This window comes from Aestuariimicrobium sp. G57, assembly GCF_050110855.1.
Lineage (GTDB): Bacteria > Actinomycetota > Actinomycetes > Propionibacteriales > Propionibacteriaceae > Aestuariimicrobium.
The window spans coordinates 241,262-266,177 of sequence record NZ_JBNINW010000001.1 but is presented as its reverse complement, the minus strand read 5'-3'; the positions used below and the strand labels follow the sequence as shown (position 1 = coordinate 266,177).

Here is a 24,916-nt window from a genome sequence, read left to right as displayed (position 1 = left end):
GTTGTCAGACGCTCAGGCGATCAGGCCTGCGCGCGGTACTGCTGCTCGATCTGCTCGCCGACCTGCTGGTCGATGTTCTTCCAGTAGGTGAAGACGTTGGTCAGCACGGGCTCTTCGACACCGGCCCGCAGCGAACCCACCACGGTCTCGACCAGGGCGGCGCGCTGCTCGTCGGTGTAGACGTCGCGGACCAACGTGTGGGCCTGGCCGAAGTCGTCGTCCTCGGCGTGCAGCGAATAGGCACTGCGCACCATGGCACCGTCGGATTCCCAGCCGTTGTCGACCGGGCCCTGCTCAGCCTGGTAGGCGCGGCCGTAGGAGTTGGGCGAGTAGACCGGGGCGTTGCCGCTGTGGTGGTACTGCATCGAGCCCTCCTTGCCGTAGTCGTTCACGGGCGAGATCGGCTGGTTGACGGGCAGCTGGTTGTAGTTGGTGCCGATGCGGTTGCGCTGTGCGTCGGGGTAGCTGAACACGCGGCCCAGCAGCATCTTGTCGGGCGAGACGCCCGTCCCGGGAACGGTGTTCGAGGGGCTGAACGCGGCCTGCTCGATCTGGGCGAAGTGGTTGGCGGGGTTCTCGTTCAGCACGAACTCGCCCACCTCGACCAGCGGGTAGTCGGCGTGCGGCCACACCTTGGTGAGGTCGAACGGGTTGAACCGGTAGGTCTTGGCATCGGCATAGGGCATGACCTGCACGCTGACCTTCCAGCTGGGGAACTCGCCCCGCTCGATGGCCTCGAACAGGTCGCGGCGGTGGAAGTCGGCGTCGTCACCGGCCAGCTTGGCGGCCTCGTCGTTCGAGATGTTCTCGATGCCCTGGCGGGTGTGGAAGTGCCACTTGACCCAGAACTGCTCGCCGGCCGCGTTGTTCCACGAATAGGTGTGCGACGAATAGCCGTTCATGTTGCGCCACGTGCGGGGCAGGCCACGCTCACCCATGAGGTAGGCCACCTGGTGCGCTGACTCGGGCGACAGGCTCCAGAAGTCCCACTGCATGTTGTTCGACCGCAGGCCGGTGTCGGGCATGCGCTTCTGCGAGTGGATGAAGTCGGGGAACTTCATGGGGTCACGCACGAAGAAGACGGGGGTGTTGTTGCCCACCATGTCGAAGTTGCCCTCTTCGGTATAGAACTTCAGCGCGAAACCGCGCACGTCACGCCACGTGTCGGGCGAACCGAGTTCGCCGGCAACGGTCGAGAACCGGGCCAGCATGCGCGTGGTCGCACCCGGCTGCAGGAACTTCGCCTTCGTGTACTGGCTGACGTCCTGGGTGACGGTGAACTCACCGAAGGCGCCGGAACCCTTGGCGTGGGGCGAGCGCTCGGGCACCCGCTCGCGGTCGAAGCGGGCCAACTTCTCGACCAGGGCGACGTCGTGCAGCAGCAGCGGCCCGTCAGCCCCGACGCTCAGTGAGTGCTGGTCGGATTCGCGGGGTGCACCGCTCTCGGTGGTGGAGTGCGAGTGGTTCGGGTCAACAGTCATTGTCGGGTCTCCTGTCAATTCACTTCGGTCAGCTTCCGGGTGTGGGCCAACGCGCCCACACCAGCCAATCTAGTGCTTGTCTGGAGTCGGTCAAAAAAACGTTGTGATCAGGTTAGACACGTACGGCGGCGGCCCGGCACGACGGGCAGAGCCCCAGGTAGAGCACCTCGGCCACCTCGAGGTCGTAGCCGTGGTCGATGCTGGGCTCCAGGCAGGGCGCCTCGCCGACCTGGCAGGGCACATCCTCGAGCGCGCCGCAGGAGCGGCACACCATGTGGTGGTGGTTGTCGAGGGTCTGCAGTTCGTAGCGGGCGCGGTGCCCGTCGGCCGCCACCCGCCGCACGAGACCGTGGTCGGTGAGTGCGGCCAGCACGTCGTAGACGGCCTGCTTCGAGACCGTGCCCAGGCGTTCGCGCACCGCCCCGGCAACCTGGTCGGCGTCGCTGTGCGGCAGGTCATGGATGGCGGCGAGTGCCGCCAGTCGTGGGGCGGTGACACGAAGGCCCACGCGCCGCAGCATCGTGGGGTATTCGTCGTTCACCATGACATCCAAGTTAATCATCTTCTGGATCCAGTCAAGACAACCCGAGGGCTCCCGGCGCGCCACGCGCCATAATGGACGGCATGCCGATCCCGTCCGCCGCCGAGATGAACCCCTCCGACGGGTCGCTGAAGGTGTTCTTCCCCGTGTCGCTGGGCGTGGTTGCCACGCTGGTGCTCGCCGGGGCAGCCACCATGGTGGTGCTGATCGTGCCGGCACCGGCTGCTGACGTGTGGTGGGCGGTGGGCATGGGTGCTGTCTTCGGTGGAATGGCCAGCCTGGCCGTGGCCCCGGTGACCGGCGTGGTCGCCGCCGCCGCCCGGGAGTGGCTGCGCAAGTCGCTCGGACGTGCGCTGTTGGCTGCGGTGGCGATGTGGCTCGTGTGGGTGGTCATCTTCGCCGTCGTGATGATGGCGTGGCTCGGCTGGTCATTCCGGCTGTGGGGCAACACGTGGCCCTTCCTGGTCGCGTTCGGCGTCGCACTGCTGGGCGCGCTGGCCCTGGGTGCCTGGGTACACCGATCCGTCGAACCACTGACCTCGAACCACTGACCTCGAACCACTGACCCCAGAGCAACTGCGCCGGCACACGTAGCCCGACTCAGCCCAGATGGCGCCCCAGGAAGTCACGCACGTCGGCCAGTTCGGGGGCGATCACTTCGTGTGCCATGGGGTAGTGGTGCACCTCGGCGGCCAGGTGTGACTCAGCCCAGCTGATTACCGCAGCCGTGCGATCGGCCCCGATGACCTGGTCGAAGTCGCCCGCGGCGATGAAGGCCGGCAGCGACGTGGGCTGCGCATCGTCCACGGTCTTCGGCAGCAGGCCGGACAGCGCCACGACACATTCGAGGCGGTCGGGGATCATGCTGGCCACCTTCATGGTGATCGCGGCCCCCTGTGAGAACCCCAGCAGCGCCACCCGTGGGTAGGTCTCGCCCAGCGAGTCGAGCCAGGCGACGACGTCCTGCCCCGCGGCCTCGATCTCGTGGGCCTCATGCCAGGGTCGGCCGTCCTCGCCGATGTTGACGTTGAACCAGGCACGCCCGCCGTTGGCCACGGCGAGCGGTGCCCGCAGCGAGGCCACGTTGACGTAGTCCGGCAGGTGCGGCACGAGCCCGAACAGGTCACCCTCGTGCGAACCCAGGCCGTGCAGCAGCACGAGCAGGGGTGCATCCTTGCCGGCGGTGTGGTCCCACAGCACGGCATCGGCATCAAGACGCATCAAAACTCCTTGGCAGGTCGGGGTCACGGTACAGACGTCGGCACGACAATACATGAACATGCAACTAAACGCCGCACTGCGACACGAGTGTGTCAATCCCGCGCGGGTGCGAAAGACTGGGCGGCATGGCTGAGCACACTGCACCCCCTGACGACGGGCCCGCGCCCACGATGGTGCACACCCACGAGGCCATGCTGTTCACGAGTGAGGCCCCACTGGTGCTGGCCAGCGGTGAACTGCTCGAAGAGGTCGAGGTGGCCTACGAGACGTACGGGACGCTGAACGAACAGGCCAGCAATGCTGTGTTCATCTGCCATGCGCTGACGGGCGACGCCCACGCCGCAGGCACCAATGAGGCCGGGGTCGCGGGCTGGTGGCACACCATGATCGGCCCGGGCAAGCCCATCGACACCGACCGCTGGTTCGTCGTATCCGCCAACCTGTTGGGTGGCTGCCGGGGCACGACGGGGCCGCGATCGGTCAACCCCAACACCGGACAGCGTTACGGGCTCGACTTCCCGCTGCTCGACATGTCCGACTTCGTGACGGTGCACCTGGCCCTTGGACGATTCCTGGGCATCCACAGGTGGGCCGGCGTGGTGGGCGGGTCGCTGGGGGGCATGCAGGTGCTCGAGTGGTCGCTGCGCCATCCCGAAACGCTCGACCGGGGCATCATCATCGCTGCGTCGAGCCGGCTGACCGCACAGAACATCGGGTTCTCGGCGGTGGGCCGCTCGGCGATCATGCGCGACCCGAACTTCGCCGGCGGGCAGTTCCCCGACGCGCAGGGCCCTGACACCGGGCTGTCGACCGCACGGATGATGGCGCACATCACCTACCTGTCCGAGGATGCCTTCGAAGAGAAGTTCGGCCGCTCGGCGCAGTACCCCGGTCAGGCGCGCGGTTTCGGCGTCGACTTCGCCGTCGAGAGCTACCTGGAACACCAGGGCAACAAGTTCCTGACGCGGTTCGACGCGCTCAGCTACCTGTACCTGACCCGGGTCATGGACTATTTCGACCCCTTCGCCCGTGACAACGCGCTGGCTGCGTTGCGGAAGAACCCGGTCGACTTCCTGGTGGTGAGCTTTGACTCGGACTGGCGCTTCTCGACAGCCCATTCGCGGCGCATCGTCAGGGCGCTGGAACATGCCCAACTGCCCGTCAGCTTCCGCGAGATCAAGTCGGTGTGGGGCCACGACTCGTTCCTGCTGGACATCCCCGAGTACCACGACACGGTGCTGGCATTCCTGGGCCGCGAGGCACTGCTGGGGGTTCCCCGATGATCCGTCCTGACCTGTCACTGATCGCCGACCTGATCCCGGACCGCGCCCGCGTGCTCGACCTGGGCTGCGGCAACGGGGCGCTGATGCAGCACCTGACCCGGGCAAAGGACTGCCGCGGCACCGGCGTCGACATCGACAACGACGCAGTGCTCGAGGCCATCCGGGGTGGCGTCGATGTCGTCGAACTCGACCTGGACACCCAGCTCGGCGAGTTCGCCGACGACTCCTATGACGTGGTGGTGCTCTCGCGCACGCTGCAGGTGGTGCGTGACCCCGAAGAGGTGCTGGCGCAGATGTCGCGCATCGGGCGCAAGCTGATCGTCTCGATGCCGAACTTCGGCATGTGGCGCAACCGCCTGCGCCTGCTCGCCGGGCACATGCCGATGTCGCGAGACCTGCCCTATGACTGGTACGACTCGCCGAACCTGCACCACGCCACGCTCGTCGACCTCGAGGCCTTCCTGACCTCGCACAGGTTGCGCATCGAACAACGGGTGGCCCTGAGCGAGGACGGCTCGACCGGGGGACTGGTCGAACGCTTCCCCAACCTGCTGGCGGGGGCCGCGATCTACCGGCTCGGGCGGGCCTGAGGCATCAACCGGCGCGCGCGGCGCCCAGCGCCTCGCGCAGTCGGGTGACGGACGATCCCAGCGCCCAGCGCTCGGCCAGTGCATCGAGGCGGGCGTCATCGGTGGCCATGTCGGCGATCCTCAGGTTGGCCTCGCCGACCGGCAGGTCGGTCACCACCTGCACCACCTCACGTGCCGGCCCCAGGTAGTCGATGGCCCCGGCCAGCTTCGTCCGTAGCCCTTTGCTCATCGTCGATTCGGGGTCGGACGCGGCAGCCGCGAGCTCGTCGAGGCCGCCATAGGTGGTGACCAGCTGGGCGGCCGATTTTTCACCGATGCCGGCCACACCGGGTAGACCGTCCGAGGCGTCACCCCGCAAGACCGAGAAGTCGACATATTGCCGGGCGGTGATGCCGTACCTGGCCTGCAGCCAGGCGTCGTCGACCAGTTCGTGCTTGGCCACGCCCTTGCCGATGTAGACCACGACGGTGTCGTCATGGGCCAGTTGGAACAGGTCGCGGTCACCCGTGACGACCAGCGACGGCAACCCTGGCTGGGCGGCGAGGCTGCCGAGCACGTCGTCGGCCTCGTGGTCGTCGACGCCGATCACGGGCACGCCGAAGGCATCGAGCACGTCGAGGATGATCGGCACCTGGGTGGTCAACGCGGCGGGGGTCTCTTCGGCCTGGCCACTGACCGCGCCCCTGCCGGCGGCACCGACCACGTCGACGCGGCGGCCGGGGGACAGGCGATGGGTCTTGTAGGTGGGCACCAGCGCCACCCGCCAGGTCGGGCGCCAGTCGTTGTCCCAGGCGCAGGCCAGTTCGGTGGGGCGGTACTGGTCGACCAGACGGGCGATCGAATCGAGCAATCCGCGCACCGCGTTCACCTGGGTGCCGTCGGGGGCGACCATCGATGAGGGCAGGCCGAAGAACGACCGGAAGTACAAGGTGGCGGTGTCGAAGAGCATGCGCGTCTGCATTGCCGCATCATGTCATCATGGGTGGCGTCATGACTCAGAAACCACAGCCGGTCCGACTGGTGGCCCCCGTCGGCGCATTGCTTGCGGGGGCCCTGGTGTCGATGGCCTTCGCCCCGCTGAAGTGGTGGCCACTGGCCCCGCTCGGCATCGCCCTGTTCACCGTAGTGCTGCGCTGGGGGGTCCAGGAGGCACGCAGCCCACTCGGCCGCGGCGCCCGCTGGGGCTACCTGATGGGCCTGTCACTGTTCACCCTGTTCGTCGGCTGGATCTCAGTGCTCGGCTGGTACGTGGGGGCGGCGCTGTGCCTGTTCATGGCGGTCTGGGGGTTGCTGATCGGCTGGGGCACGTCCGCAGTGCGCAACCTGCCGGCGTGGCCCGTGCTGACCGCGGCCATGTGGTCGCTGGCCGAGTTCGCCTCGTCGCGGGTGCCGTTCGGCGGTTTCGGCTGGATGCGCCTCGGCTTCACGACGGCAGACTCCCCGCTCGGTGGCCTGTTGCCCTGGATCGGCGTGGGCGGCGTGAGCTTTTTGGTGGCGCTCAGCGGCACCCTGCTGGCCTGGGGCGTGGAACGGGTGCTCGTGCGCGCGGCCCACGCATCGTCGGTGGTCACCTGGCGTCGCGCTCTGTTGCCGGTGGGGCTGGTGGCGGCGATCTTCGCGGTGGGGCCGATCGCTGGGCTGGCGCCCGCACGCCCGGCCACCGGCGCCCAGGTGCATGTCGGCATGGTGCAGGGCAATGTCGACGGCACGGCCGGGTCAGAGGCAATGGGCTATGCCCGCTCGGTCACCAACAACCACCTGAGCGAGACCATCATGCTGATGGCCAAGGCACGCGTGGGCGCCACACCAATGCCTGACTTCGTGCTGTGGCCCGAGAATTCCACCGACATCGACCCGACGCGCGATGTCGAGACTGCTGCCCTGATCAACGAGGCCGTGAAGTTCGCCGAGAAGCCGATCTTCGTCGGGTCAGTGATGGCGGGCCCGGGGAAGGGTGAGCGCCAGACGACGGGCCTGTGGGTGCACCCCGAACAGGGAATCCAGGGCCGCTACGACAAGCGCAACCTCGTGCCGTTCGGTGAGTTCATCCCCCTGCGTGACACCCTGCTGCCCCTGCTGCCGATCCTGGAACAGGTCGGCAACCAGGCCGTGCCGGGCAACCAGCCGGGGGTGCTCGACGTGCCGCTCGGTGTCGGGACTGATGCCACCAGGCTGCGGATCGGCGACGTCATCTGCTTCGAACTGGCCTGGGACAGCACCGTGTACGACACCGCCACGAACGGCGCCCAGCTGCTGGTGGTGCAGTCGAACAACGCCACCTACACCGCCACCGGGCAACCGCGCCAGCAGTTCGAGATGACCCGGGTGCGGGCCATGGAACTGCGCCGCGAGATCGTGGTGTCAACGACGAGTTCGTTCTCGGGTTACATCGACGCCAGGGGACGGGTGATCGACAAGACCCGTGAGTCGACCTCGGCGTCTGCCACCTACACCGTGCCGCTGCGCGCCGGCGCCACCCCGGCGGTCATCGTGGGCCCGGCGTGGGAACTGGTCGCTGCCGTCGTCGCCGCGCTGGGGCTGGTGGCCGGGGTGGTGCTGGCCGTGCGAGGCAGGGCCGTTTCCGACGCCGGGTAGTATTTCGTCATGGAACAGGCCGGAAAATTCCGCTGGGTGGGACTCGTCATCGCGCTGGTCGTGATCGCGGTGCCGATCCTGGAGATCTGGCTGCTGTGGCGCACCGTCGGGGCCGTCGGGTTCTTCCCGACGCTGTTCATCGTGCTGGGCATCGCCGCACTGGGTATCGCGCTGATCGGCTACCAGGCCCGCACCACGCTGCACTCATTCGTCGAGACGACCCAGAAGGGCCAGGTGCCCTCACGGGAGTTGTCGGACGGAGCCCTGGTGCTCGTGGCCGGTGGGCTGCTGTTGCTGCCCGGCTTCATCACCGACGTGTTGGCGTTGTTGTGCCTGCTGCCCGGTGGCCGCGAACTGCCGCGCTGGGTGATGAACAAGGTCATCGGGGTGCGTGGTGCCAGCTTCGGTGGGCCCACCGTGATCCCGGGTGAAGTCGTGGACGAGCCGAGCCCCGACTCGTCCGACGATGACACGGCCCCGCCGGCGCTCGAGGGGCGCGTGCTCTGACCAGGTGATCAGAGCTGCGGGGGATCAGAGCTGTTCGTTGCGGCGCAGTTCAAGCCGCTCGGCCAGCAGGTCTTCCAGGTCAGGAATCGACCGGCGCTCGATCAGCATGTCCCAGTGGGTGCGCGGGGGCTTCTCCTGCTTGTCCTCGGGCAGGGCCCCGTCGGTGCGCAGTGCCTTGCGGCCGCAGCGGGGGCACTCCCATTCGAGCGGCAGCTCGGCCTCGGCGGCGAACGTCAACTCGAAGACGTGGCCCTGCTCACACTTGAACTCCAGCTGCTGACGGCTGGCGAACTCGATGCCTTCCTCATCCTCGAAGCTCTTCGAACCCAGTCCCATTCCACGCAGTGCTCGGTCGGCCATGGTGTTCCTCCTCGAAAAGGGTCCCTTTCAATGTAGCGACCCCCACCAAGCGGCGGGCAGGAACAGTCAGGACCACAGCCCGCGGGCCACCAGCACCTGTTTCAGCACGTCGATGCGATCGCTGATCAGGCCGTCGACGCCCATGTCGATGAGCTCGTTCATGGTGTCGGGGTCGTCGATCGTCCAGACGTGCACCTGTTTGCCCCATGAGTGGGCCCTGCGCACGAACGCCGGGGTGACCACATCGACCATGCGCCCGGCAATCCGGGTGCGCACGGGCACCTGGAAGGCCGCGCCCACTGCACTCGGCCCGAAGCCGGTGCGCGCGGCGAACATGCCCGCGGCCACGCCCAGGGGCCCGACCGAGGTGGCGACGCGTCCACCCGACAGCGCCCGGAACCGGCGCAGGCGCACCTCACTGAACGATCCCACGCACACGCGATCGAGGGCATGGTGGCGTTCGAGGGCGCGCACCAGTGGGGCCTCGGCGCTGTTGGCCTTGATGTCGATGTTGATGCGGCAGTCGAGCTGGTCGAGCACCTCGTCCAGGGTGGGCACCCGCTCGGTGCCCACGCGGGCCTGGCGCACCTCGACCAGGCTCAGTTCGCCGATGCGCCCCGAGCGGTCGGTCGCCCGGTCGAGGGATTCGTCGTGGAAGGCCACGAGGTGGCCGTCGCGGGTCAGGTGCACGTCGGTCTCGATGTAGCGGTAGCCAAGGCACAAGGCGTTCTCAAAGGCGAGCAGGGTGTTCTCACGCCCGATGTTCGTCGGCAGGAGTGGTCCGCCCCGATGGGCCATCGCCACGAACGGGGCGTCGAAGTACGTGTGGTCTGCCGCGCGCATCGACCATCTCCTGGCTTGCTCATGCCTGGGCGACACCTTCTCTCGCGCAGGTCACTGAGGACGATACTCCCACGAGCGGCGGCGACGCGCGATGGCGGGGGTCTCGTTGTGCGTGCAAGAATTGCAGATTGTGACCACGATCCTGTCCATCCAGTCCGCCGTCGCCTATGGGCACGCCGGCAACTCATCGGCCGTCTTTCCCCTGCAGCGTCTCGGGATCGAGACCTGGCCGGTCTACACCGTCACGTTCAGCAACCACACGGGCTATGGCGCGTGGCGTGGCCCGTTGATCCCGGCGGCCGACGTGCGCGAGGTCGTGCTGGGCATCGACGACCGCGAGGTGCTCGACAGGTGTGATGCCGTGCTCTCGGGCTACCAGGGTGCTCCCGACATGGGTGCGGTGATCCTCGAGGCGGCTGCTCTGGTCAAGCAACGCAACCCTGCAGCGATCTATTGCTGCGACCCGGTCATGGGCGACTACGGGCGCGGTTTCTATGCCCGCCCCGGTATCCCGGAATTCATGCGTGAGCATGTCGTGCCGGCTGCCGATGTGATGACGCCCAACCTGTTCGAGCTGGAATACCTGACCGACCGCACGGTGGGCAGCCTGGCCGAGGTGGTCGAGGCCGCCCAGGCGCTGCGCAGCCAGGGGCCGAACACGGTACTGGTGACGTCGGCGGTGTTCGAGGGTGAGTCCGCCATGCGCATGGTGGCCGTGACAGATGAGGGTGCCTGGCAGGTCGAGACGCCCCTGCTCGACCGCTCATTCACCGGCTCGGGCGACCTGACCACCGCGACCTTCCTCGCGCGGTTGCTGTCGGGGCTGCCCATGGACGAAGTGCTGGCCCTGACGGCCGGTTCGGTCTATGGCGTGCTCAAGGCCACGACCGACCTCGATTCACTGGAGCTCAGGATCGTCCCGGCCCAGGACGAGATCGTGGCCCCGACCCACAGGTTCACCGCGCAGCGGATCGCCTGAGGCGGGGCCACGGGGCCTCACTCGAAGAAGACCTCGATGTCGGCGCCCAGCGCGTTCAGGCGCGCCGGCAGGTCTTCGTAGCCGCGGTTGATCATGTAGACATCGCGCAGCACGCTCTCGCCGCGTGCCGCGAGCGCGGCCAGCAGCAGGCAGACAGCCGGACGAAGGGCCGGGGGACACACGAGCTCGCGCCCGCGCCAGCGGGTGGGGCCGTTGACCTCGAGCCGGTGCGGGTCGAGCAGCTTGACGTTGGCGCCGAGCTTGCCCAGCTCGAGCAGGTGGATCGCGCGGTTCTCATAGACCCAGTCGTGGATCAGGGTCTCGCCCTCGGCGGCTGCCGCGATCACTGCGAAGAACGGCAGGTTGTCGATGTTGAGCCCCGGGAACGGCATGGGGTGGATCTTGTCCTTGGGCGCACGCAGCGTCGAGGGGTGCACGGTGACGTCGACCAGGCGGGTGGCGCCATTGCGGGACGTGTATTCGTCGGTGAGGCTGTACGACAGGCCCATCTCGCTGAGCACGGCCAGCTCGATTTCGAGGAACTCGATGGGGGCACGGGTCACGGTGAGTTCGGAGCCGGTGACGATCGCGGCGGTGAGCAGGCTCATCGCCTCGATGGGGTCCTCCGAGGGGGCGTATTCCACGTCGACGTTGATGTCGGGCACACCAGTCACGGTCAATGTCGTGGTGCCGATGCCCTCGACCGTGACGCCCAGCTCGGTCAGGAAGAAGCAGAGGTCCTGGACCATGTAGTTCGGCGAGGCATTGCGGATGATCGTGGTGCCCGGGGTCTGGGCGGCAGCCAGCAGGGTGTTCTCGGTGACGGTGTCGCCGCGCTCGGTGAGCACGATCCTGCGCACCGTGTCTGCGCCGGCGGCGACGGTGGCGTTGTAGAAACCCTCGGTGGCCACGACGTCGAGGCCGAACTCACGTAGCGCGTTGAGGTGGGGCTCGACGGTGCGCGAACCGAGGTCACAGCCACCGGCGTAGGGCAGCTGGAACTTCTCGTAGTAGTGCAGCAGCGGGCCGAGGAACATGATCACCGAGCGCGTCTTGCGGGCGGCATCCAGGTCCATCCTGTCCAGGGCAAGCTCAGCGGGGCGCTGCAGGGTGAGCACCGACTTGTCGTCGCTCCACTCGGCCGAAACACCGATGCTGCTCAGCACCTCGAGGATGCGGTTGACCTCTTCAATGCGGGCGATGCCCACCAGCCGGGTCGTCCCCTTGTTGATCAGTGAGGCACACAGCAGCGCCACGGCGGCGTTCTTGGACGAGCGAACCTCGATGCTGCCCGACAGCTTGGTGCCGCCCTGGATGCGCAGGTTCATGGTGCCGCCGCCCGCAGGGGTGATCAGGGGGCTGTCGAGCGCGTCGGCGATGCGGTTGATCATCTCGAGGCTCAGGTTCTGGCCACCGGACTCGATGCGGGTGATCGCGCTCTGCGAAGTCGAGAGCGCGTCGGCGAGCTGCTGCTGGGTGAGCCCACGCTGCTTTCGCGCGTCGCGGATCAGGCGTCCGATGCTGACTGCGGTGGTATCGGTCATTCGCACAGCTTAACTCACATGAGAGTTAATCCCTAGCTGCCGCGGTGACTAGGAGTGTCGTCCAGCCGCGAACCCCGCGCCTGCGTGGTGCCGCTTCGCACTAGAGTGGGCGCCATGAGTGCACATTACGACGTCGTGATCCTGGGCGCTGGCCCCGGTGGATACGTGGCCGCCATCCGTGCCGCGCAGCTCGGCCTGAAGACCGCCATCATCGAGAAGAAGTACTGGGGCGGTGTCTGCCTCAACGTGGGCTGCATCCCCACGAAGAGCCTGCTTCGCAATGCCGAGCTCGCACACATCGTGACGAAGGAAGCCGACCTGTTCGGTCTTGAGGGCCAGATGACCCCGAACTACGGCAAGGCATTCACGCGCAGCCGGGAGGTCTCGAAGCGGATGACCAACGGCATCCACTACCTGATGAAGAAGAACAAGGTCACCGAGTACAACGGCTGGGGCGAGTTCACCGGCCCGAAGTCGATCAACGTCACCGATGACAACGGCGCCGTCGAGCAGGTCACCGGCGAGAACATCATCATCGCTGCCGGCGCCGTCGCCAAGATGCTGCCGGGCACTCAGGTCTCTGCCAACGTGGCGACCTACGAAGAGCAGATCCTTGCCGAGTCGCTGCCCGCCTCGATCATCATCGCCGGCTCGGGCGCCATTGGCACCGAGTTCGCCTATGTGCTCAACAGCTACGGCGTCGACGTCACCATCGTCGAGTACGCAGACCGCATGGTGCCGACCGAGGACAAGGAAATCTCGGCCGAGCTCGCCAAGCAGTACAAGAAGCTCGGCATCAAGGTGCTCACCAGCACTGCCGTGCAGTCGATCGAGGACACCGGCTCGAACGTGCGCGTGACCGTGGCCCCGGCCAAGGGCGGCGACGCCCAGGTGCTCGAGGCTGACAAGGTGCTCTCGGCACTCGGCTTCGCCCCGCGCCTCTCGGGCTATGGCCTCGACAAGACCGGCGTGGCGCTGACCGATCGCGGCGCCATCGCGATCGATGAATACATGCGCACCAACGTGCCGGGCGTCTACGCCATCGGTGACGTGACCGCCAAGATGATGCTCGCCCACGCCGCAGAGGCCCAGGGCGTCGTGGCCGCCGAGACCATCGCCGGTGCCCCCACCGAGCCGATCAACTACGACATGATCCCGCGTGCGACCTACTGCCAGCCGCAGGTGGCCAGCTTCGGGTACTCCGAGGACCAGGCCAAGGAGAAGGGGTACGAGGTCAAGACGGCCAAGTTCCCCTTTGCCGCCAACGGCAAGGCCTGGGGCCTGGGCGACGGCGTCGGCTTCGTCAAGATCGTCGCCGATGCGCGCTACAACGAGATTCTCGGTGCCTCGATGATCGGCCCCGACGTCACCGAACTGCTGCCCGAGCTGGTGCTCGCCCAGCAGTACGACCTGACCACCGATGAGATCGGCCGTGCAATCCACGCGCACCCGACCCTGTCGGAGGCTCTCAAGGAGGCTGCCGAGGGCATCGGCGGCCACATGATCAACTACTGATCACCTACTGATCAGGGCTGGCACTCGGAGGGCTCGGGCATTGCGCCCGGGCCCTCGTCTGCATGGCGGTGCACGACGCGGTGCACGACACGGCAGGCCCCCGGTTCGGCGAACGGCTCGAGGGCGAGGTCGTCCCGGCCGGTGGCCCCCGCGATCAGACCGGCGTGCAGCCCGCAGACCACGGCGGGGTATTCGCGTGCCGACCCGAGCAGGGGGCAGGTGAGCAGACGGACGACGTCGCCGTCGCCAGCAGGTGAGAAGCCAAGCCCGTCGAGCAGCGGCAGCAGCTGCGCGGGGCTGCCGTCGAGCTGGTGCTGCCGGCCCCAGTCGTGCCCGATGCGGTGGGCACGATCGGGTCCGTCGGGCAGGTCGTCAAGATGGGCTGCGATGGCCGTCATCACCTCGACATGCGTCGTGATGGCGGGGTCGCCGGCCAGCGCACGTCGTCCGTGGTCAGTGAGTTGCCAGGTGGACGCCGGCCGCCCGCGCCCGGGGGTTGCCCTGGTGCCGACAGTGGCGAGACCGGCGGTGGCGAGGGCATCGAGGTGGGCCCGGGTGGTGTTGGGGTGGCCGCCGAGCGTGGTGACGAGTTCGGCGAGCGTGGGTGGAGTGGCGGCGTCGGCGAGCGCCCGGGCAACCTTGGCCCGGGCCGGCGTGATCGCGGACTGGGATATCAGGGGGGTGGGTCCCAGCGCGGTGCTCATGGTGTGATCATACTGAATAACTACAGCTTGGTCTGTAAGAATTGATGCACGAACCCTTCGAAAGGCTCACAGATGACCGACCTGCCCATCGTCGAGAAGCACACCTGCGGCTGCGGCGAACATGACGACCTGCCCGTGATCGACGCCCGCACCATCAGCCACGCCATTCGCCATGCGGCGATCCTGGGTGCGGTTGACTCGCTGCAGCCCGGCAGCGCGCTGGCGCTGGTGGCGCCGCACAACCCGCTGCCGCTGCTGGCGCAGATCCAGCAGGCACATGGGGACAGCATCGAGATCAGCTACCTGGAAGAGGGCCCGGAGGCCTGGAAGCTGAAGCTCGCCCGGGTGTGACGACCTGGGTGTTGATGGCGCGCGGCGAGCCCGGACGGGGCGGACATCGCCGATGCGCCACCCCTGCAGCCGCGTCGGTGATGTTGCCGACGCGGCTGTTGCTGTGGGGCGCTGGTCCACCAGGGACGGTCCACAGTGGGGACGGTGTGCGGGAACCTCGGTCTGGGGCGAGGTTTCTGCACGGTGTTGCCGGCGATGGGTGCCCGCGAGGTTGGTGGGGAAATAGTTTTCCACAGATCTTGCCCGGGGGTTGTGTGGGGTCGATGGGCTTGCGAGAATAGAACAACCGTTCGACACGAGGTGGTGTCGGATCGTGGTTCATTCCCTCGAGATGAAGGGGCGAGGTGGTCCGGATGGGATCCAACGCCGCAACACCTGCAAGACCAACTCCAACACGAACCAGACCTGCGCCAGCCGCGCCCGACCCGGAGCCGGCTCGGTCGTGGCCGAGGCGGACACGCAAACCGAGGCCGCCGATTGACCGGCGACCCTCGGAGCAGCGGTTCGCGAAGACCGAGATCAGCGCTGAAGGGGCGCGGGCGAAGCTCGTGGCGTTGAATGATGCGTTCCTCGCCAAATGCCGCGCGGAGGCTGAGGAGTTCCGGCTCTATGCCGAGTTCGCCGACCAATACAGCTACATCCCGGAAGAATCACCCGTGCTCGCCGGGACGGAGCGGCTGGTGCAGTGGGGCGGGGACGGGACGCCGGGGGTGGCGGAGTTCTGCACGTTGGAGTTGGCGGCGGCGCTGCGGCAGTCCGAAGAAGCCGTCAGGATCCACATCGCGCATGCCCTCGCTGTCAGGCACCGACTGCCGAACACCTGGGCCGTGCTGATGGACGGCCGCCTCCGCGTCTGGCAGGCCACCGAACTCGCCAGCGCCACCTGGCAACTGTCGTATGAGCAGGCCGTCAGTCTCGACAGGGACCTGCCCCACTGGCTCAACACCATGGCTTTCGGCCGCGTGCTCGAGTTCATCAAAGCGTGCGTCGAGGAGCTGCTGCACGACCCCACCCAACCGCCGGTGGACGAGGCGTTGGCGAGGCGGCGGGTGGACATCAACACCCGCGGCGTCGACGGCTCCGGGGCCGGCGTCGCCGACGTGTCGGCGACGATCGATACTGCGGATGCGATCTTCCTCGACGCCCAACTGAACCGGCTCGCCGAAATCCTCGCCCACGGCGGCAACCGCGAATCCCAACAGGTCCGGCGCGCCCAGGCACTCGGCCTGCTCGCCACCCCAGCACGGGCGTTGCAGCTGCTGCAAGCCGCCCTCACAGATGAGCTGCCCGGCGAGGCCGACGGGTTCAACCCCGACTGCCCCGCACAGGGCCAACGCGGCCACACCTGCGGCACCATCACCGTCGACCCCGACCAACTACTGCCCCGCACCGACCTGATCGTCCACCTCACCGACACCACCCTGCACACCGGCGAAGGGCTCGTGAAGGTCGAGAAAGCCGGCTCCCTACTCGCCGGCTGGGTGAAACACCTCACCGGCAACACCCGCATCAACGTCCGTCCCGTCCTGAACCCGGAAGAACTCGCACCCACCGACGCCTACCACGTGCCACCCCGGATGCGGGAATGGATCACCCTGCGCAACCCCCACGAAGCCTTCCCCTACTCCAAGAAGTCCTCACGAGGGCTGGACCTGGACCACACCATCCCCTGGGCACCACCCCGACCAGGCCAACAACCACTAACCAGGCCCGACAACCTCGCCCCACTCTCCCGAAAGGTCCACCGGGCCAAGACCCACGGCGGCTGGCGACTGTCCCAGCCGTCACCCGGCACCTACCTCTGGAAATCACCCCTCGGGTTCGGCTACCTCGTCACCCCCAGCCACACCTGGCTGATCGAGGACCCCACCGGACAGATCCTGCCCGCCGCCTGACCCAGCCACCCAGCCGCACCCGCCGCACCCCGGCATGCCCTCAGACCGTGGCTGGCGTCGGAGCCGAGGCGACAGCTGACCGCAGCCTTTCCATGACCACCTCGGGCGCCGCGTCGCCACCGCCATCGCCTGCGCCACCACCCGACGCCATCGCCACCCCCCACACGAACGCCGCCACCGGGGCCACCGGACGGGCCCCGGCGTGCGCCACCTGTCTGGTCAAGTCCAGGATGGCCAGTTCGTCGACCAGCCGGCGATCCAACCCCAGCCGCGCGCACGCGTCGTCCACGAAACGCGCCCACGCCGCCGGGTCCTGCTCACCGCCGGGCACCGCCGCAGCCGTCTGCGCCGCAGCCACCACCTTCGCCCGGGCGTCGTCCGTCACCCCGGCCATGCCCCACAGCGCCGCAGATACCGGCGCCATCGCTCGAGTCCAGCGTTCGGCAACCTCGCTGGTCAGGGCATGCACCAAGTGGGGGTCGACGAGCAGCACATCGACATCCAGCGCCCCACAGACGTGGTCGAGCCATGCCCGCCACGGCGCGACATCGAGGGGTGGCTTCGGCATGACTACCTCCTGCGGGCGGTCGGGCTGCGCCAGGTGTCAGCCGGGGCATGCGGCGTGGCCCCGCCCCGGGACACCTCGCCCTTGCTGCGGTAGACCACATAGGGGCGGAAGATGTACTGGAACGGCGCGCTGAACACATGCACGAGGCGGGTGAACGGCCAGATCAGGATCAAGAGGAACGCGATGAAAGCATGCGCCTGGAACTGGAATGGCGCTGCGGCCATCAGGTCGACCTGCGGCTGGAACGTGAAGATGCTGCGGAACCACGGCGAGACACCCTCGCGGTAGTTGTACTCATCGCTGATCAGCGTCGAGATGGTGTTCCACATGCCGAACAGGATCGTGACGCCGAGCACCAGGTACATGGCCTTGTCATTGACGGTGGTCGCGTTGAACACCGTCTTGACGGTGCGCCGTCGGAACACCAGGATCGCGAACCCGACGCAGATCATCACCCCGGCCACCAGACCGCCGATCACTGCGATCAGGTGGTAGCTGTGCTGGTCGATGCCGATGGCATCGGTCCACGACTTCGGGATGACAAGGCCCATCACATGCCCAACCACGGCCATCAGGATGCCGTAGTGGAACAGTGGACTGCCGATCCGCAGCAACCTGCTTTCGTACAGTTGCGAGCTGCGCGTCGTCCAGCCGAACTTGTCATAGCGATAGCGCCAGATGATGCCGACGACGAACACGGCCATGGCGAGGTAGGGGAACACGGCCCACAGGAAGGTGTTCATCGCGGGTCTCCTAGTGATTCAAGAAGCAATTGGTCGTCGTTGGGATGTGGGTTGAGCAGCGGGTCGATCGAGTAGCCGTCGAGGCCCACCTCTTCGTCTGGCGGTCCGTCGGCGAGCAGCTTGCGGACGGCCTCTTCCTGGCCGCCGTCGAGCGGTGGCAGGGTCGTCCGCAATGCCGTGACCACGCCGGCCCACGGCGAGGATTTCGCGTCGAGACCCCACTGCAGCAACTCGATGCCGGCGCGGTGGTCGTTCAGCAGCTTCCAGGCGACGGCGACATCGCCGGTGGCCCCGAACTCCAGCACCACGGCGAGGTGGTCAGGCAGCTCGTCCTCGGTGACCTCGAGCCCCGCCCGTCGGAACGCCTGCTTGAACTGGACCAGCGCGATGCCGCGCTTGCGGGTGTCGCCATGGGCGTAATAGGTGAGGTGCAGGGCGCACTTGCGGGTGGTGTCGAACGTCTCGACATACGCGGTGCGCAGCGGCGACATTGGCGTCGACTCGAGGTGCTTCACCAGACCCAGCAGCGGTCCTGCAGCCTCGTCAGGGAACCTCGCAATCGACCGCCTGATCGCCGGCAACAACCCCAGCAACCGGTCGTCCGGGTAGCCGAGCAGCAACGAACACACCTGCCAGACGCCGCGCAGGGTGGCGTCGTCGAGCGTGGGTTCACCGTAGTGGCGCACCCCGGACGCCGCCTGCGCCGACGGTTCCCGGCGCTTGAGGCGCCCGAGCCATTCCATGGGGGCAAGGGGCGACATCAGCCACGCTCCTCGCCCGGGATGCCATGGCGGGCGGCGACATCGTCGGGCGACGCCTTGCCCGGCATGCCCTTGCCATCCCATTCGAGGTAGCTCACAGCACCCGGCACCTGGCTCATTTCATCGGCCTGCATGCGGGCCTTCGTCTCGCGCAGCGTCTGGATCGCCACCGGCACCGGCCCGCCCGAGCCACCGCCGAACGCACCCGGGCCGCCCTCACCGACGGGGCAGTCGGTGGCCAGTTCCTCGAGCGAATGGGCCTGTTCGGCATGCGCGGTGGGAATGACGTAGCGCTCTTCGTACTTGGCAATCGCCAGCAGTCGGAACATCTCGCGCATCTCGACCCCGGTCATGCCCACGGCCGCCGCAATCTCCTCGTTGGGCTCGCGGTCCAGGTTGATGTCGCGCATGTACGAGCGCATCGCCGCCAGCTTGTCGAGCACGCGACGCACCGGGGCCACGTCCCCTGCAGTGAACAGGTTGGCCAGGTATTCCAGCGGGATCCGCAGGGCATCGATGGCGCCGAACAGGTTGCCGGCCTCCTCGGCATCCTCACCGGTCTCGCGCACGGCGTCGACGATCGGGCTCAGCGGGGGGATGTACCAGACCATCGGCATGGTGCGGTATTCCGGGTGCAGCGGCAACGCCACCCGGTAGTCCTGGATCAGTCGCCGTACGGGCGACTTCTTCGCGGCCTCGATCCAGTCTGACGGGATGCCCTGGCGCTCGGCCTCGGCGGCGATCTCGGGGTCGCGCGGATCGAGGAAGACGCTGCGCTGGGCCTCGTACAACCCCTTCTCATCCTTCGTCGACGCGGCCTCGAGCACCCGGTCGGCGTCATAGAGCATCAGGCCGATGTAGCGCAGTCGTCCCACGCAGGTCTCGGAGCACACCGTGGGGATGCCCACCTCGATGCGCGGGTAGCAGAAGGTGCACTTCTCGGCCTTGCCGGTCGAGTGGTTGAAATAGATCTTCTTGTACGGGCACCCCGAGACGCACATCCGCCAGCCGCGGCAGCGCTCCTGGTCGACCAGCACGATCCCGTCCTCTTCACGCTTGTAGATCGCACCTGAGGGGCACGACGCGGCGCAGGTGGGGTTCAGGCAATGCTCGCAGATGCGCGGCAGGTAGAACATGAACGACTGGTCGAACTCGAACGTCACCTTGTCCTCGATGCCCTTCAGCATCGGGTCCTTGTGGCCGGTCTTGTAGGTGCCGCCCAGGTCGTCGTCCCAGTTGGCGCCCCACTGGGGGTTCATCGGACGCCCGTCGAGCATCGAGTGGGGCCGGGCCACCGGGAACGTCTTCGACGACGCAGGTGCGTTCAGCAGGTTCTCGTAGTCATAGGTCCACGGCTCGTAGTAGTCGTCGATCTCTGGCAGCTTCGGGTTGTTGAAGATGGTCAGCAGCTTCTTGAGCCGACCGCCGCCCTTCAGCTTGAGCCGACCGTTGCGGCCGAGTTCCCAGCCACCCTTCCAGGTCTCCTGGTCCTCATAGGTGCGGGGATAGCCGAGCCCCGGCCTGGTTTCGACGTTGTTGAACCAGACGTACTCCATGCCGGTGCGGTTCGTCCATGCCTGCTTGCAGGTGACCGAACAGGTGTGGCAACCGATGCACTTGTCGAGGTTCATCACCATTGCCATCTGGGCCATGATGCGCATGATCTGTGTCTCCTGTGCTCTGGGGGCTGGTGATCAGTAGGCCAGGGGGGCGGTGCGCTTGCGCAGCATCGTCACCTCGTCGCGGTTGTTGCCGGTGGGCCCGAGGTAGTTGAAGGCGAAGGCCAACTGGGCGTAGCCGCCGATGATGTGGCTCGGCTTGATGAGGATGCGGGTCATCGAGTTGTGGATGCCGCCGCGCCGTCCGTTGGTCTCGGTGAGCGGCACGTCGATGAGCCGGTCCTGGGAGTGGTACATGTACACCGTGCCCTTCGGCATGCGGTGCGACACGATGGCGCGTGCCGCGACGACACCGTTGCGGTTGACCAGCTCGATCCAGTCGTTGTCGTCGATGCCGACGCGCTGGGCGTCTTCGACGCTCATCCAGACCTGCTGGCCGCCGCGCGACAGGTTCTGCATGAACCAGTTGTCCTGGTACTGGCTGTGGATCGCCCACTTGAAGTGCGGGGTCAGGTAGCGCACCGAGACGCCGAGCTCGTTGGTCTCGCCGAGGGGCGTCTCGCCGAACAGCTGGGTCATGTTCAACGGGCCGCGATAGGTCGGCAGTTTCTCACCGAGCGCGTCCATCCAGTCGTGGTCGAGGTAGAAGTGCTGTCGACCTGTCAACGTGTGCCAGGGCTTCAACCGCTCGACATTGATGGTGAACGGCGAATAGCGTCGCCCGCCCGACTCGGAACCGGACCATTCCGGCGAGGTGATCACCGGCGTGGGCTGGCTGACGATGTCGTTGAACGTGATGATCTTGCCTTCATGCTCGGCCGCCAGGTCGTGCAGCTGGGTGCCCGTGCGCTTCTCGAGGGTCTTGAACCCCTGCGTTGCCAGGTGTCCGTTGGTGGTGCCGGCGAGTCCCATGATCGCCTCGGCGACATTGATGCCGTTGTCGAGCTTCGGACGCCCGTCGGCGACGCCGCCGGAGCGCACGCCGTTCTTGCCCTTGAGATAGGTGATCGCGTCATTCACGTCGACTGTGACAGCCTTCGTCGTGGTGCCCAGCTTGTCCAGCAGGGGACCCACCGATCCGTACTTCTCGCCGATGGTGGTGTAGTCGCGCTCGACGAGCACCAACTTCGGCATCGTCACGCCCGGCACCGGGGCGACCTCACCGGTCTTCCAGTCGGCGACGATGCCATGCGGCGTGGCCATCGCGTCGGGGGAGTCATGCATCAGCGGCACGGCCACCACGTCGGTGCGTGTGCCCAGGTGCGTCCGTGCCAGTTCTGAGAACTTGTTCGAGATCAGCGCGAACGTCTCCCAGTCCGTCTTCGACTGCCACGGCGGGTTGATGGCCGGGGTGAACGGGTGCACGAACGGGTGCATGTCGGTGGTGTTGATGTCATGCTTCTCGTACCAGGTCGCCGCCGGCAGGATGACGTCGCTCATCAGCGTCGAGCTGGTCGAGCGGAAGTCGAGGGTCAGGACGAGGTCGAGCTTGCCCTGGGGTGCCTCGTCACGCCATCTGATGTGCTGGGGACGAAGATGCTCGGGGGTCTCGGCAGCCGTGACGGCATTGTCCGTGCCGAGCAGGTGCTTGAGGAAGTATTCATCGCCCTTGGCCGAGTTGCCGAACAGGTTGGCCCGCCACAGCATCAGCACCCGCGGCCAGTTCTCTTCGGCATCGGGGTCTTCGACGGCGAACTTCAGCGAGCCGTCCTTGAGCGACTGCGCCACGTACTCACCGACAGGCTTGCCCGAGGCGGCGACGTCGTCGGCCAATGTCAACGGGTTGCGGTCGAACGTCGGGTAGCTGGGCATCCAGCCCGAGCGCGCCGACTGGGCGAACAGGTCGGCCGTCGAGGTGTTCTTGAACAGACCATTGCCGGCATCGCCAGCAGCCAGCACATCGGCATCGAAAGTGTCATGGCGCCACTGGTTGGTGTTGATGTACCAGTAACCCGTCTGGATCATCTGCCGCGGCGGACGTGACCAGTCCAGTCCGAAGGCCATCTGCGCCCACCCGGTGATGGGGCGGGCCTTCTCCTGACCCACGTAGTGCGCCCAGCCACCGCCATTGCGTCCCTGGCAACCGGTGATGGTGGTCAGCATCATCATCGTCCGATAGATCAGGTCGGAGTGGTACCAATGATTGGTGCCACCACCCATCAGGATCATCGACCGACCGCGGGTGTCGGCGGCGTTCTGGGCGAACTCGCGGGCCACACGGGTGACCAGGTGAGCCTGGACATTGGTGATGGCTTCCTGCCACGCGGGGGTGTAGGCGCCGGTTTCGTCGTCGTAGCCGGTCGGCCAGTCGCCCGGCAGTCCCGGACGACCCACGCCGTACTGGGCAAGCATCAAGTCGAAGACGGTGGTGACCAGCCGGTCACCGATCCGGCGTACCGGCACACCACGGCGCACCAGGGTGGGCTCGCCATCGGGGGAGTCGAACAGCGGCAGTTCGACCTCTGCCACCCCGGACGACCCGGCCTCTGCAGCCTGCAGTGTGAGCGCGGGCACCAGGTCACCCAGGTCGAGGTTCCACTTGCCCATGCCCTCGTCGCCGAAACGGTGGCCCAGCGTGCCATTGGGAATCGCCGGGGCGTCGGTGACCGTGTCCCACAGCGCCGGCTTGAACATGGCGTTCTCACTGCCCGCCTCGGCGTTGTCGAAGTCGCCGGCGACCAGGTTCTTGCCGGGTCGGTAGACGGTGCCCTCACCATCGGACGAGGCCTGGTCGAGCGTGACCAGGAACGGCAGGTCGGTGTAGGCGCGGGTGTACTCCTCGAAGTACGGCACCTGCTTGTCGACGAAGAATTCCTTCAGCACCACGTGCCCCATGGCCATGCCCAGCGCCGCATCAGTGCCCGGGGCGACCGGCAGCCACTCGTCCGCGAACTTCACGTTCTCGGCGTAGTCGGGGGACATCGCGACCACCTTCTGGCCGCGGTAGCGCGCCTCGGTCATCCAGTGCGCGTCCGGGGTGCGGGTCAGCGGTACGTTCGAGCCCCACATGATCAGGTAGCCGGCGTCCCACCAGTCACCCGATTCGGGCACGTCGGTCTGGTCGCCGAACACCTGGGGGCTGGCTACGGGCAGGTCGGCGTACCAGTCATAGAAGCTGAGCATGGTGCCACCGATCAGGCTGGTGAACCGGGCGCCCGACGCGTGCGAGACCATCGACATGGCCGGAATGGGCGAGAAGCCTGCGATCCGGTCGGGCCCCCAGCGCTTGATGGTGTACACCTGTGCGGCGGCGACGAGCTCAACAGCCTCCTCCCAGGTCGCACGCACCAGGCCGCCCTTGCCGCGGGCCGACTTGTAGCGCTTCGCCTTTTCGGGGTCCTGCACGATCGAGGCCCACGCCAGCACGGGGTCACCGTGCTCGGCCTTCGCCTGCCGGTACATCTCGAGCAGCACGCCCCGCATGTAGGGGTAGCGCACGCGGGTGGGGGAGTACGTGTACCACGAGAAGGCAGCACCGCGGGGGCAGCCGCGGGGTTCGTACTCGGGCTTGTCAGGACCGACTGACGGGTAGTCGGTCTGCTGGGCCTCCCATGTGATGATGCCGTCCTTGACGTAGACCTTCCACGAGCACGACCCGGTGCAGTTCACGCCGTGGGTCGAGCGGACGACCTTGTCGTAGGCCCAGCGGTCACGGTAGAACCAGTCACTGCCGCCACCTTGCTTGAACACCGCCCGGTTGTCGGCGGACACTTCGCCGCGGGTGAAGAACTTGCCCGCGCCGATGAGTGCGTCCTCGAGGGGACTGTCGAGACGGGAGCTGGGCCGGGGCTGGACATCAGTCATGGTCGTGCGCCTTTCGCGGGTTGGAACTGGGCGTCGGTGGTGAGGTGGGCGATGCACAGGTCGGGCTCGGTGAAGGGCACCAGGCCCACGTGTACCTGCGACTCGCCGATGGCCTCGAGGGTCCCCTCGATGACCCCCCGGTGCACCCCACAGGCGACGGTCGGGTGGGTCTGGACCAGGGTGCGCAGGGGACAGTGGTGCAACCGGATGTCGGCGGTCCGGCCGGCGTCACGGGTGTTGAGGGTGGGTTCGTAGCCCCAGCGGTCGAGCATGTCGATGACGGTGCCGATCTTGGCCAGCCACGTGCCGGGGGAGTCCGCCGGCGCGGTGATCGGGTTGTCCCCGACCAGTGCGGCGGCGTGCGCCCGTGCCCAACGTCGCCCCGCCTCGGTGGCAGTCGGACCATCGCCGCTGGCCATGCCCTCGGCCAGCACGCTGGCGAGCAGCTCGAAGGCATAGGTCTCGTGGGCCGGGGCGTCGTGGGTGGGTGCTGCGCCCGCCCCGCCCAGGTGACCACCGTTCACTGTGTAGTGACGACGTGGACGTCCGACCCCGGAGCGTTCGTCACGCTGGTCGAGGAGCCCGGCTGCGACCAGGCGTTCCAGATGGTGGCGCACGGTGGTCACGTGCAGGTCGAGGCGGGCGGCGAGGTCGGCCGCGGTCAACCCGCCCGAGCGGTTGGGTTCGCCGGCCGGGGCGAGCGCAGGCAGGTTCGCCAGCAGGTCGACGATCGCCCTGCGCACGGGTGAGGACAGCTCGTCGAGCGGCTGCGCTGCTGGTGCAGACCCAGAGTGTTCAGACACTGCATCCCTCGTTCATTGGACGGCTTCGTTGCATTCGATTTGCAGGATGTTGCCACGAGCATAGCCAGATGGGGCGTTGGCACGTGCGTCGGATGGCAAATTCCACGCCGGACTAGGAATCCAGCGGGGATGAAGCTACTACACGAGGTAGTTGACGGCAAGGGGCGGCCTATGGTGTGATCCTCCTGAGGCTCCGAATAGACGGATGC

At 67.2% G+C, this 24,916-nt stretch carries 23 protein-coding genes; 9 read left to right on the top strand and 14 right to left on the bottom strand.

Features of this window, described 5'->3' with window-relative positions:
- Positions 1-20 precede the first annotated feature (20 nt).
- Complete coding sequence (locus ACQCX5_RS01245) at positions 21-1,481, bottom strand: catalase (RefSeq protein WP_434540207.1); 1,461 nt, start codon at positions 1,479-1,481, stop codon at positions 21-23.
- Positions 1,482-1,593: 112 nt separating this feature from the next.
- Positions 1,594-2,025, bottom strand: a complete 432-nt coding sequence (locus ACQCX5_RS01240; RefSeq protein ID WP_434540206.1) for a Fur family transcriptional regulator — start codon at positions 2,023-2,025, stop codon at positions 1,594-1,596.
- An 80-nt stretch (positions 2,026-2,105) separates the two neighbouring features.
- Between ACQCX5_RS01240 and ACQCX5_RS01235 the strand changes: the two genes are divergently transcribed.
- Positions 2,106-2,573 (top strand): hypothetical protein, encoded by a 468-nt coding sequence (locus tag ACQCX5_RS01235; RefSeq protein WP_434540205.1) that lies wholly within the window; start codon positions 2,106-2,108, stop codon positions 2,571-2,573.
- A 49-nt stretch (positions 2,574-2,622) separates the two neighbouring features.
- Here ACQCX5_RS01235 and ACQCX5_RS01230 read toward each other — a convergent pair whose 3' ends face one another.
- Positions 2,623-3,243, bottom strand: coding sequence for an alpha/beta hydrolase (locus ACQCX5_RS01230; protein ID WP_434540204.1), 621 nt, complete (start codon positions 3,241-3,243; stop codon positions 2,623-2,625).
- A 125-nt stretch (positions 3,244-3,368) separates the two neighbouring features.
- Between ACQCX5_RS01230 and metX the strand changes: the two genes are divergently transcribed.
- Entirely contained in the window at positions 3,369-4,526 is a 1,158-nt protein-coding gene (metX, locus tag ACQCX5_RS01225) for a homoserine O-acetyltransferase MetX (RefSeq protein ID WP_434540203.1), read from the top strand.
- The gene (gene metW / locus ACQCX5_RS01220; protein ID WP_434540202.1) at positions 4,523-5,116 is read left to right on the top strand and encodes a methionine biosynthesis protein MetW; all 594 of its coding nucleotides are present in this window, start codon (positions 4,523-4,525) and stop codon (positions 5,114-5,116) included. Before metX ends, metW begins: the two co-directional genes overlap by 4 nt.
- Before the next feature lie 4 nt (positions 5,117-5,120).
- On the opposite strand, the gene ACQCX5_RS01215 is transcribed toward metW, so the two are convergent.
- Positions 5,121-6,077, bottom strand: coding sequence for a 5'-3' exonuclease (locus ACQCX5_RS01215; protein ID WP_434540201.1), 957 nt, complete (start codon positions 6,075-6,077; stop codon positions 5,121-5,123).
- 29 nt (positions 6,078-6,106) lie between these two features.
- Here ACQCX5_RS01215 and lnt point away from each other — a divergent pair, with 29 nt between their 5' ends.
- Positions 6,107-7,711: an apolipoprotein N-acyltransferase gene (lnt, locus tag ACQCX5_RS01210; protein ID WP_434540200.1), complete on the top strand. Its 1,605-nt coding sequence runs from the start codon at positions 6,107-6,109 to the stop codon at positions 7,709-7,711.
- 9 nt (positions 7,712-7,720) lie between these two features.
- Positions 7,721-8,218, top strand: a complete 498-nt coding sequence (locus ACQCX5_RS01205) for an FxsA family protein (protein ID WP_434540199.1) — start codon at positions 7,721-7,723, stop codon at positions 8,216-8,218.
- 24 nt (positions 8,219-8,242) lie between these two features.
- On the opposite strand, the gene ACQCX5_RS01200 is transcribed toward ACQCX5_RS01205, so the two are convergent.
- Both ACQCX5_RS01200 and ACQCX5_RS01195 read right to left on the bottom strand, forming a co-directional pair.
- The gene (locus tag ACQCX5_RS01200) at positions 8,243-8,578 is read right to left on the bottom strand and encodes an RNA polymerase-binding protein RbpA (RefSeq protein WP_434540198.1); all 336 of its coding nucleotides are present in this window, start codon (positions 8,576-8,578) and stop codon (positions 8,243-8,245) included.
- Positions 8,579-8,644: 66 nt separating this feature from the next.
- The gene (locus ACQCX5_RS01195; protein ID WP_434540197.1) at positions 8,645-9,421 is read right to left on the bottom strand and encodes a glycerophosphodiester phosphodiesterase; all 777 of its coding nucleotides are present in this window, start codon (positions 9,419-9,421) and stop codon (positions 8,645-8,647) included.
- 130 nt (positions 9,422-9,551) lie between these two features.
- Between ACQCX5_RS01195 and pdxY the strand changes: the two genes are divergently transcribed.
- Entirely contained in the window at positions 9,552-10,400 is an 849-nt protein-coding gene (pdxY, locus tag ACQCX5_RS01190) for a pyridoxal kinase PdxY (RefSeq protein WP_434540196.1), read from the top strand.
- Between the two features lie 17 nt (positions 10,401-10,417).
- Here pdxY and ACQCX5_RS01185 read toward each other — a convergent pair whose 3' ends face one another.
- The gene (locus ACQCX5_RS01185; protein ID WP_434540195.1) at positions 10,418-11,944 is read right to left on the bottom strand and encodes a helix-turn-helix domain-containing protein; all 1,527 of its coding nucleotides are present in this window, start codon (positions 11,942-11,944) and stop codon (positions 10,418-10,420) included.
- A gap of 114 nt (positions 11,945-12,058) precedes the next feature.
- Here ACQCX5_RS01185 and lpdA point away from each other — a divergent pair, with 114 nt between their 5' ends.
- A complete protein-coding gene (gene lpdA / locus ACQCX5_RS01180; protein ID WP_434540194.1) occupies positions 12,059-13,459 on the top strand; it encodes a dihydrolipoyl dehydrogenase in 1,401 nt (466 codons plus the stop codon).
- Between the two features lie 11 nt (positions 13,460-13,470).
- Here lpdA and ACQCX5_RS01175 read toward each other — a convergent pair whose 3' ends face one another.
- Positions 13,471-14,163: a helix-turn-helix transcriptional regulator gene (locus tag ACQCX5_RS01175; protein WP_434540193.1), complete on the bottom strand. Its 693-nt coding sequence runs from the start codon at positions 14,161-14,163 to the stop codon at positions 13,471-13,473.
- 72 nt (positions 14,164-14,235) lie between these two features.
- Here ACQCX5_RS01175 and ACQCX5_RS01170 point away from each other — a divergent pair, with 72 nt between their 5' ends.
- Together ACQCX5_RS01170 and ACQCX5_RS01165 are read left to right on the top strand one after the other, a co-directional pair.
- The gene (locus ACQCX5_RS01170; RefSeq protein ID WP_434540192.1) at positions 14,236-14,514 is read left to right on the top strand and encodes a DUF2249 domain-containing protein; all 279 of its coding nucleotides are present in this window, start codon (positions 14,236-14,238) and stop codon (positions 14,512-14,514) included.
- A 548-nt stretch (positions 14,515-15,062) separates the two neighbouring features.
- Entirely contained in the window at positions 15,063-16,409 is a 1,347-nt protein-coding gene (locus ACQCX5_RS01165) for a DUF222 domain-containing protein (protein WP_434540191.1), read from the top strand.
- Positions 16,410-16,449: 40 nt separating this feature from the next.
- On the opposite strand, the gene ACQCX5_RS01160 is transcribed toward ACQCX5_RS01165, so the two are convergent.
- Genes ACQCX5_RS01160 through ACQCX5_RS01135 form a run of 6 tightly spaced genes read right to left on the bottom strand, consistent with a single transcriptional unit; the run spans position 16,450 to position 24,707 of the window.
- Positions 16,450-16,977: a DUF6457 domain-containing protein gene (locus ACQCX5_RS01160; RefSeq protein ID WP_434540190.1), complete on the bottom strand. Its 528-nt coding sequence runs from the start codon at positions 16,975-16,977 to the stop codon at positions 16,450-16,452.
- Between the two features lie 2 nt (positions 16,978-16,979).
- Entirely contained in the window at positions 16,980-17,720 is a 741-nt protein-coding gene (gene narI, locus ACQCX5_RS01155; RefSeq protein ID WP_434540189.1) for a respiratory nitrate reductase subunit gamma, read from the bottom strand.
- Positions 17,717-18,481: a nitrate reductase molybdenum cofactor assembly chaperone gene (gene narJ / locus ACQCX5_RS01150; protein WP_434540188.1), complete on the bottom strand. Its 765-nt coding sequence runs from the start codon at positions 18,479-18,481 to the stop codon at positions 17,717-17,719. Before narJ ends, narI begins: the two co-directional genes overlap by 4 nt.
- A complete protein-coding gene (narH, locus tag ACQCX5_RS01145) occupies positions 18,481-20,142 on the bottom strand; it encodes a nitrate reductase subunit beta (protein ID WP_434540187.1) in 1,662 nt (553 codons plus the stop codon). The genes narJ and narH overlap by 1 nt, the downstream gene beginning before the upstream one ends.
- A 33-nt stretch (positions 20,143-20,175) precedes the next feature.
- Positions 20,176-23,904 carry a nitrate reductase subunit alpha gene (locus ACQCX5_RS01140; protein ID WP_434540186.1) on the bottom strand — a complete coding sequence of 1,243 codons (3,729 nt, stop codon included), beginning with the start codon at positions 23,902-23,904 and terminating at the stop codon, positions 20,176-20,178.
- Positions 23,901-24,707: a helix-turn-helix transcriptional regulator gene (locus ACQCX5_RS01135; protein ID WP_434540185.1), complete on the bottom strand. Its 807-nt coding sequence runs from the start codon at positions 24,705-24,707 to the stop codon at positions 23,901-23,903. The genes ACQCX5_RS01140 and ACQCX5_RS01135 overlap by 4 nt, the downstream gene beginning before the upstream one ends.
- Positions 24,708-24,916: the final 209 nt, after the last annotated feature.

Coding starts and splice junctions, on each gene's coding strand:
- ACQCX5_RS01245 (WP_434540207.1), bottom strand. CDS start 1,481: ATGACTGTTGACCCGAACCACTCGCACTCCACCACCGAGAGCGGTGCA.
- ACQCX5_RS01240 (WP_434540206.1), bottom strand. CDS start 2,025: ATGGTGAACGACGAATACCCCACGATGCTGCGGCGCGTGGGCCTTCGT.
- ACQCX5_RS01235 (WP_434540205.1), top strand. CDS start 2,106: ATGCCGATCCCGTCCGCCGCCGAGATGAACCCCTCCGACGGGTCGCTG.
- ACQCX5_RS01230 (WP_434540204.1), bottom strand. CDS start 3,243: ATGCGTCTTGATGCCGATGCCGTGCTGTGGGACCACACCGCCGGCAAG.
- metX (WP_434540203.1), top strand. CDS start 3,369: ATGGCTGAGCACACTGCACCCCCTGACGACGGGCCCGCGCCCACGATG.
- metW (WP_434540202.1), top strand. CDS start 4,523: ATGATCCGTCCTGACCTGTCACTGATCGCCGACCTGATCCCGGACCGC.
- ACQCX5_RS01215 (WP_434540201.1), bottom strand. CDS start 6,077: ATGCAGACGCGCATGCTCTTCGACACCGCCACCTTGTACTTCCGGTCG.
- lnt (WP_434540200.1), top strand. CDS start 6,107: ATGACTCAGAAACCACAGCCGGTCCGACTGGTGGCCCCCGTCGGCGCA.
- ACQCX5_RS01205 (WP_434540199.1), top strand. CDS start 7,721: ATGGAACAGGCCGGAAAATTCCGCTGGGTGGGACTCGTCATCGCGCTG.
- ACQCX5_RS01200 (WP_434540198.1), bottom strand. CDS start 8,578: ATGGCCGACCGAGCACTGCGTGGAATGGGACTGGGTTCGAAGAGCTTC.
- ACQCX5_RS01195 (WP_434540197.1), bottom strand. CDS start 9,421: ATGCGCGCGGCAGACCACACGTACTTCGACGCCCCGTTCGTGGCGATG.
- ACQCX5_RS01185 (WP_434540195.1), bottom strand. CDS start 11,944: ATGACCGATACCACCGCAGTCAGCATCGGACGCCTGATCCGCGACGCG.
- lpdA (WP_434540194.1), top strand. CDS start 12,059: ATGAGTGCACATTACGACGTCGTGATCCTGGGCGCTGGCCCCGGTGGA.
- ACQCX5_RS01175 (WP_434540193.1), bottom strand. CDS start 14,163: ATGAGCACCGCGCTGGGACCCACCCCCCTGATATCCCAGTCCGCGATC.
- ACQCX5_RS01170 (WP_434540192.1), top strand. CDS start 14,236: ATGACCGACCTGCCCATCGTCGAGAAGCACACCTGCGGCTGCGGCGAA.
- ACQCX5_RS01160 (WP_434540190.1), bottom strand. CDS start 16,977: ATGCCGAAGCCACCCCTCGATGTCGCGCCGTGGCGGGCATGGCTCGAC.
- narI (WP_434540189.1), bottom strand. CDS start 17,720: ATGAACACCTTCCTGTGGGCCGTGTTCCCCTACCTCGCCATGGCCGTG.
- narJ (WP_434540188.1), bottom strand. CDS start 18,481: ATGTCGCCCCTTGCCCCCATGGAATGGCTCGGGCGCCTCAAGCGCCGG.
- narH (WP_434540187.1), bottom strand. CDS start 20,142: ATGCGCATCATGGCCCAGATGGCAATGGTGATGAACCTCGACAAGTGC.
- ACQCX5_RS01140 (WP_434540186.1), bottom strand. CDS start 23,904: ATGACTGATGTCCAGCCCCGGCCCAGCTCCCGTCTCGACAGTCCCCTC.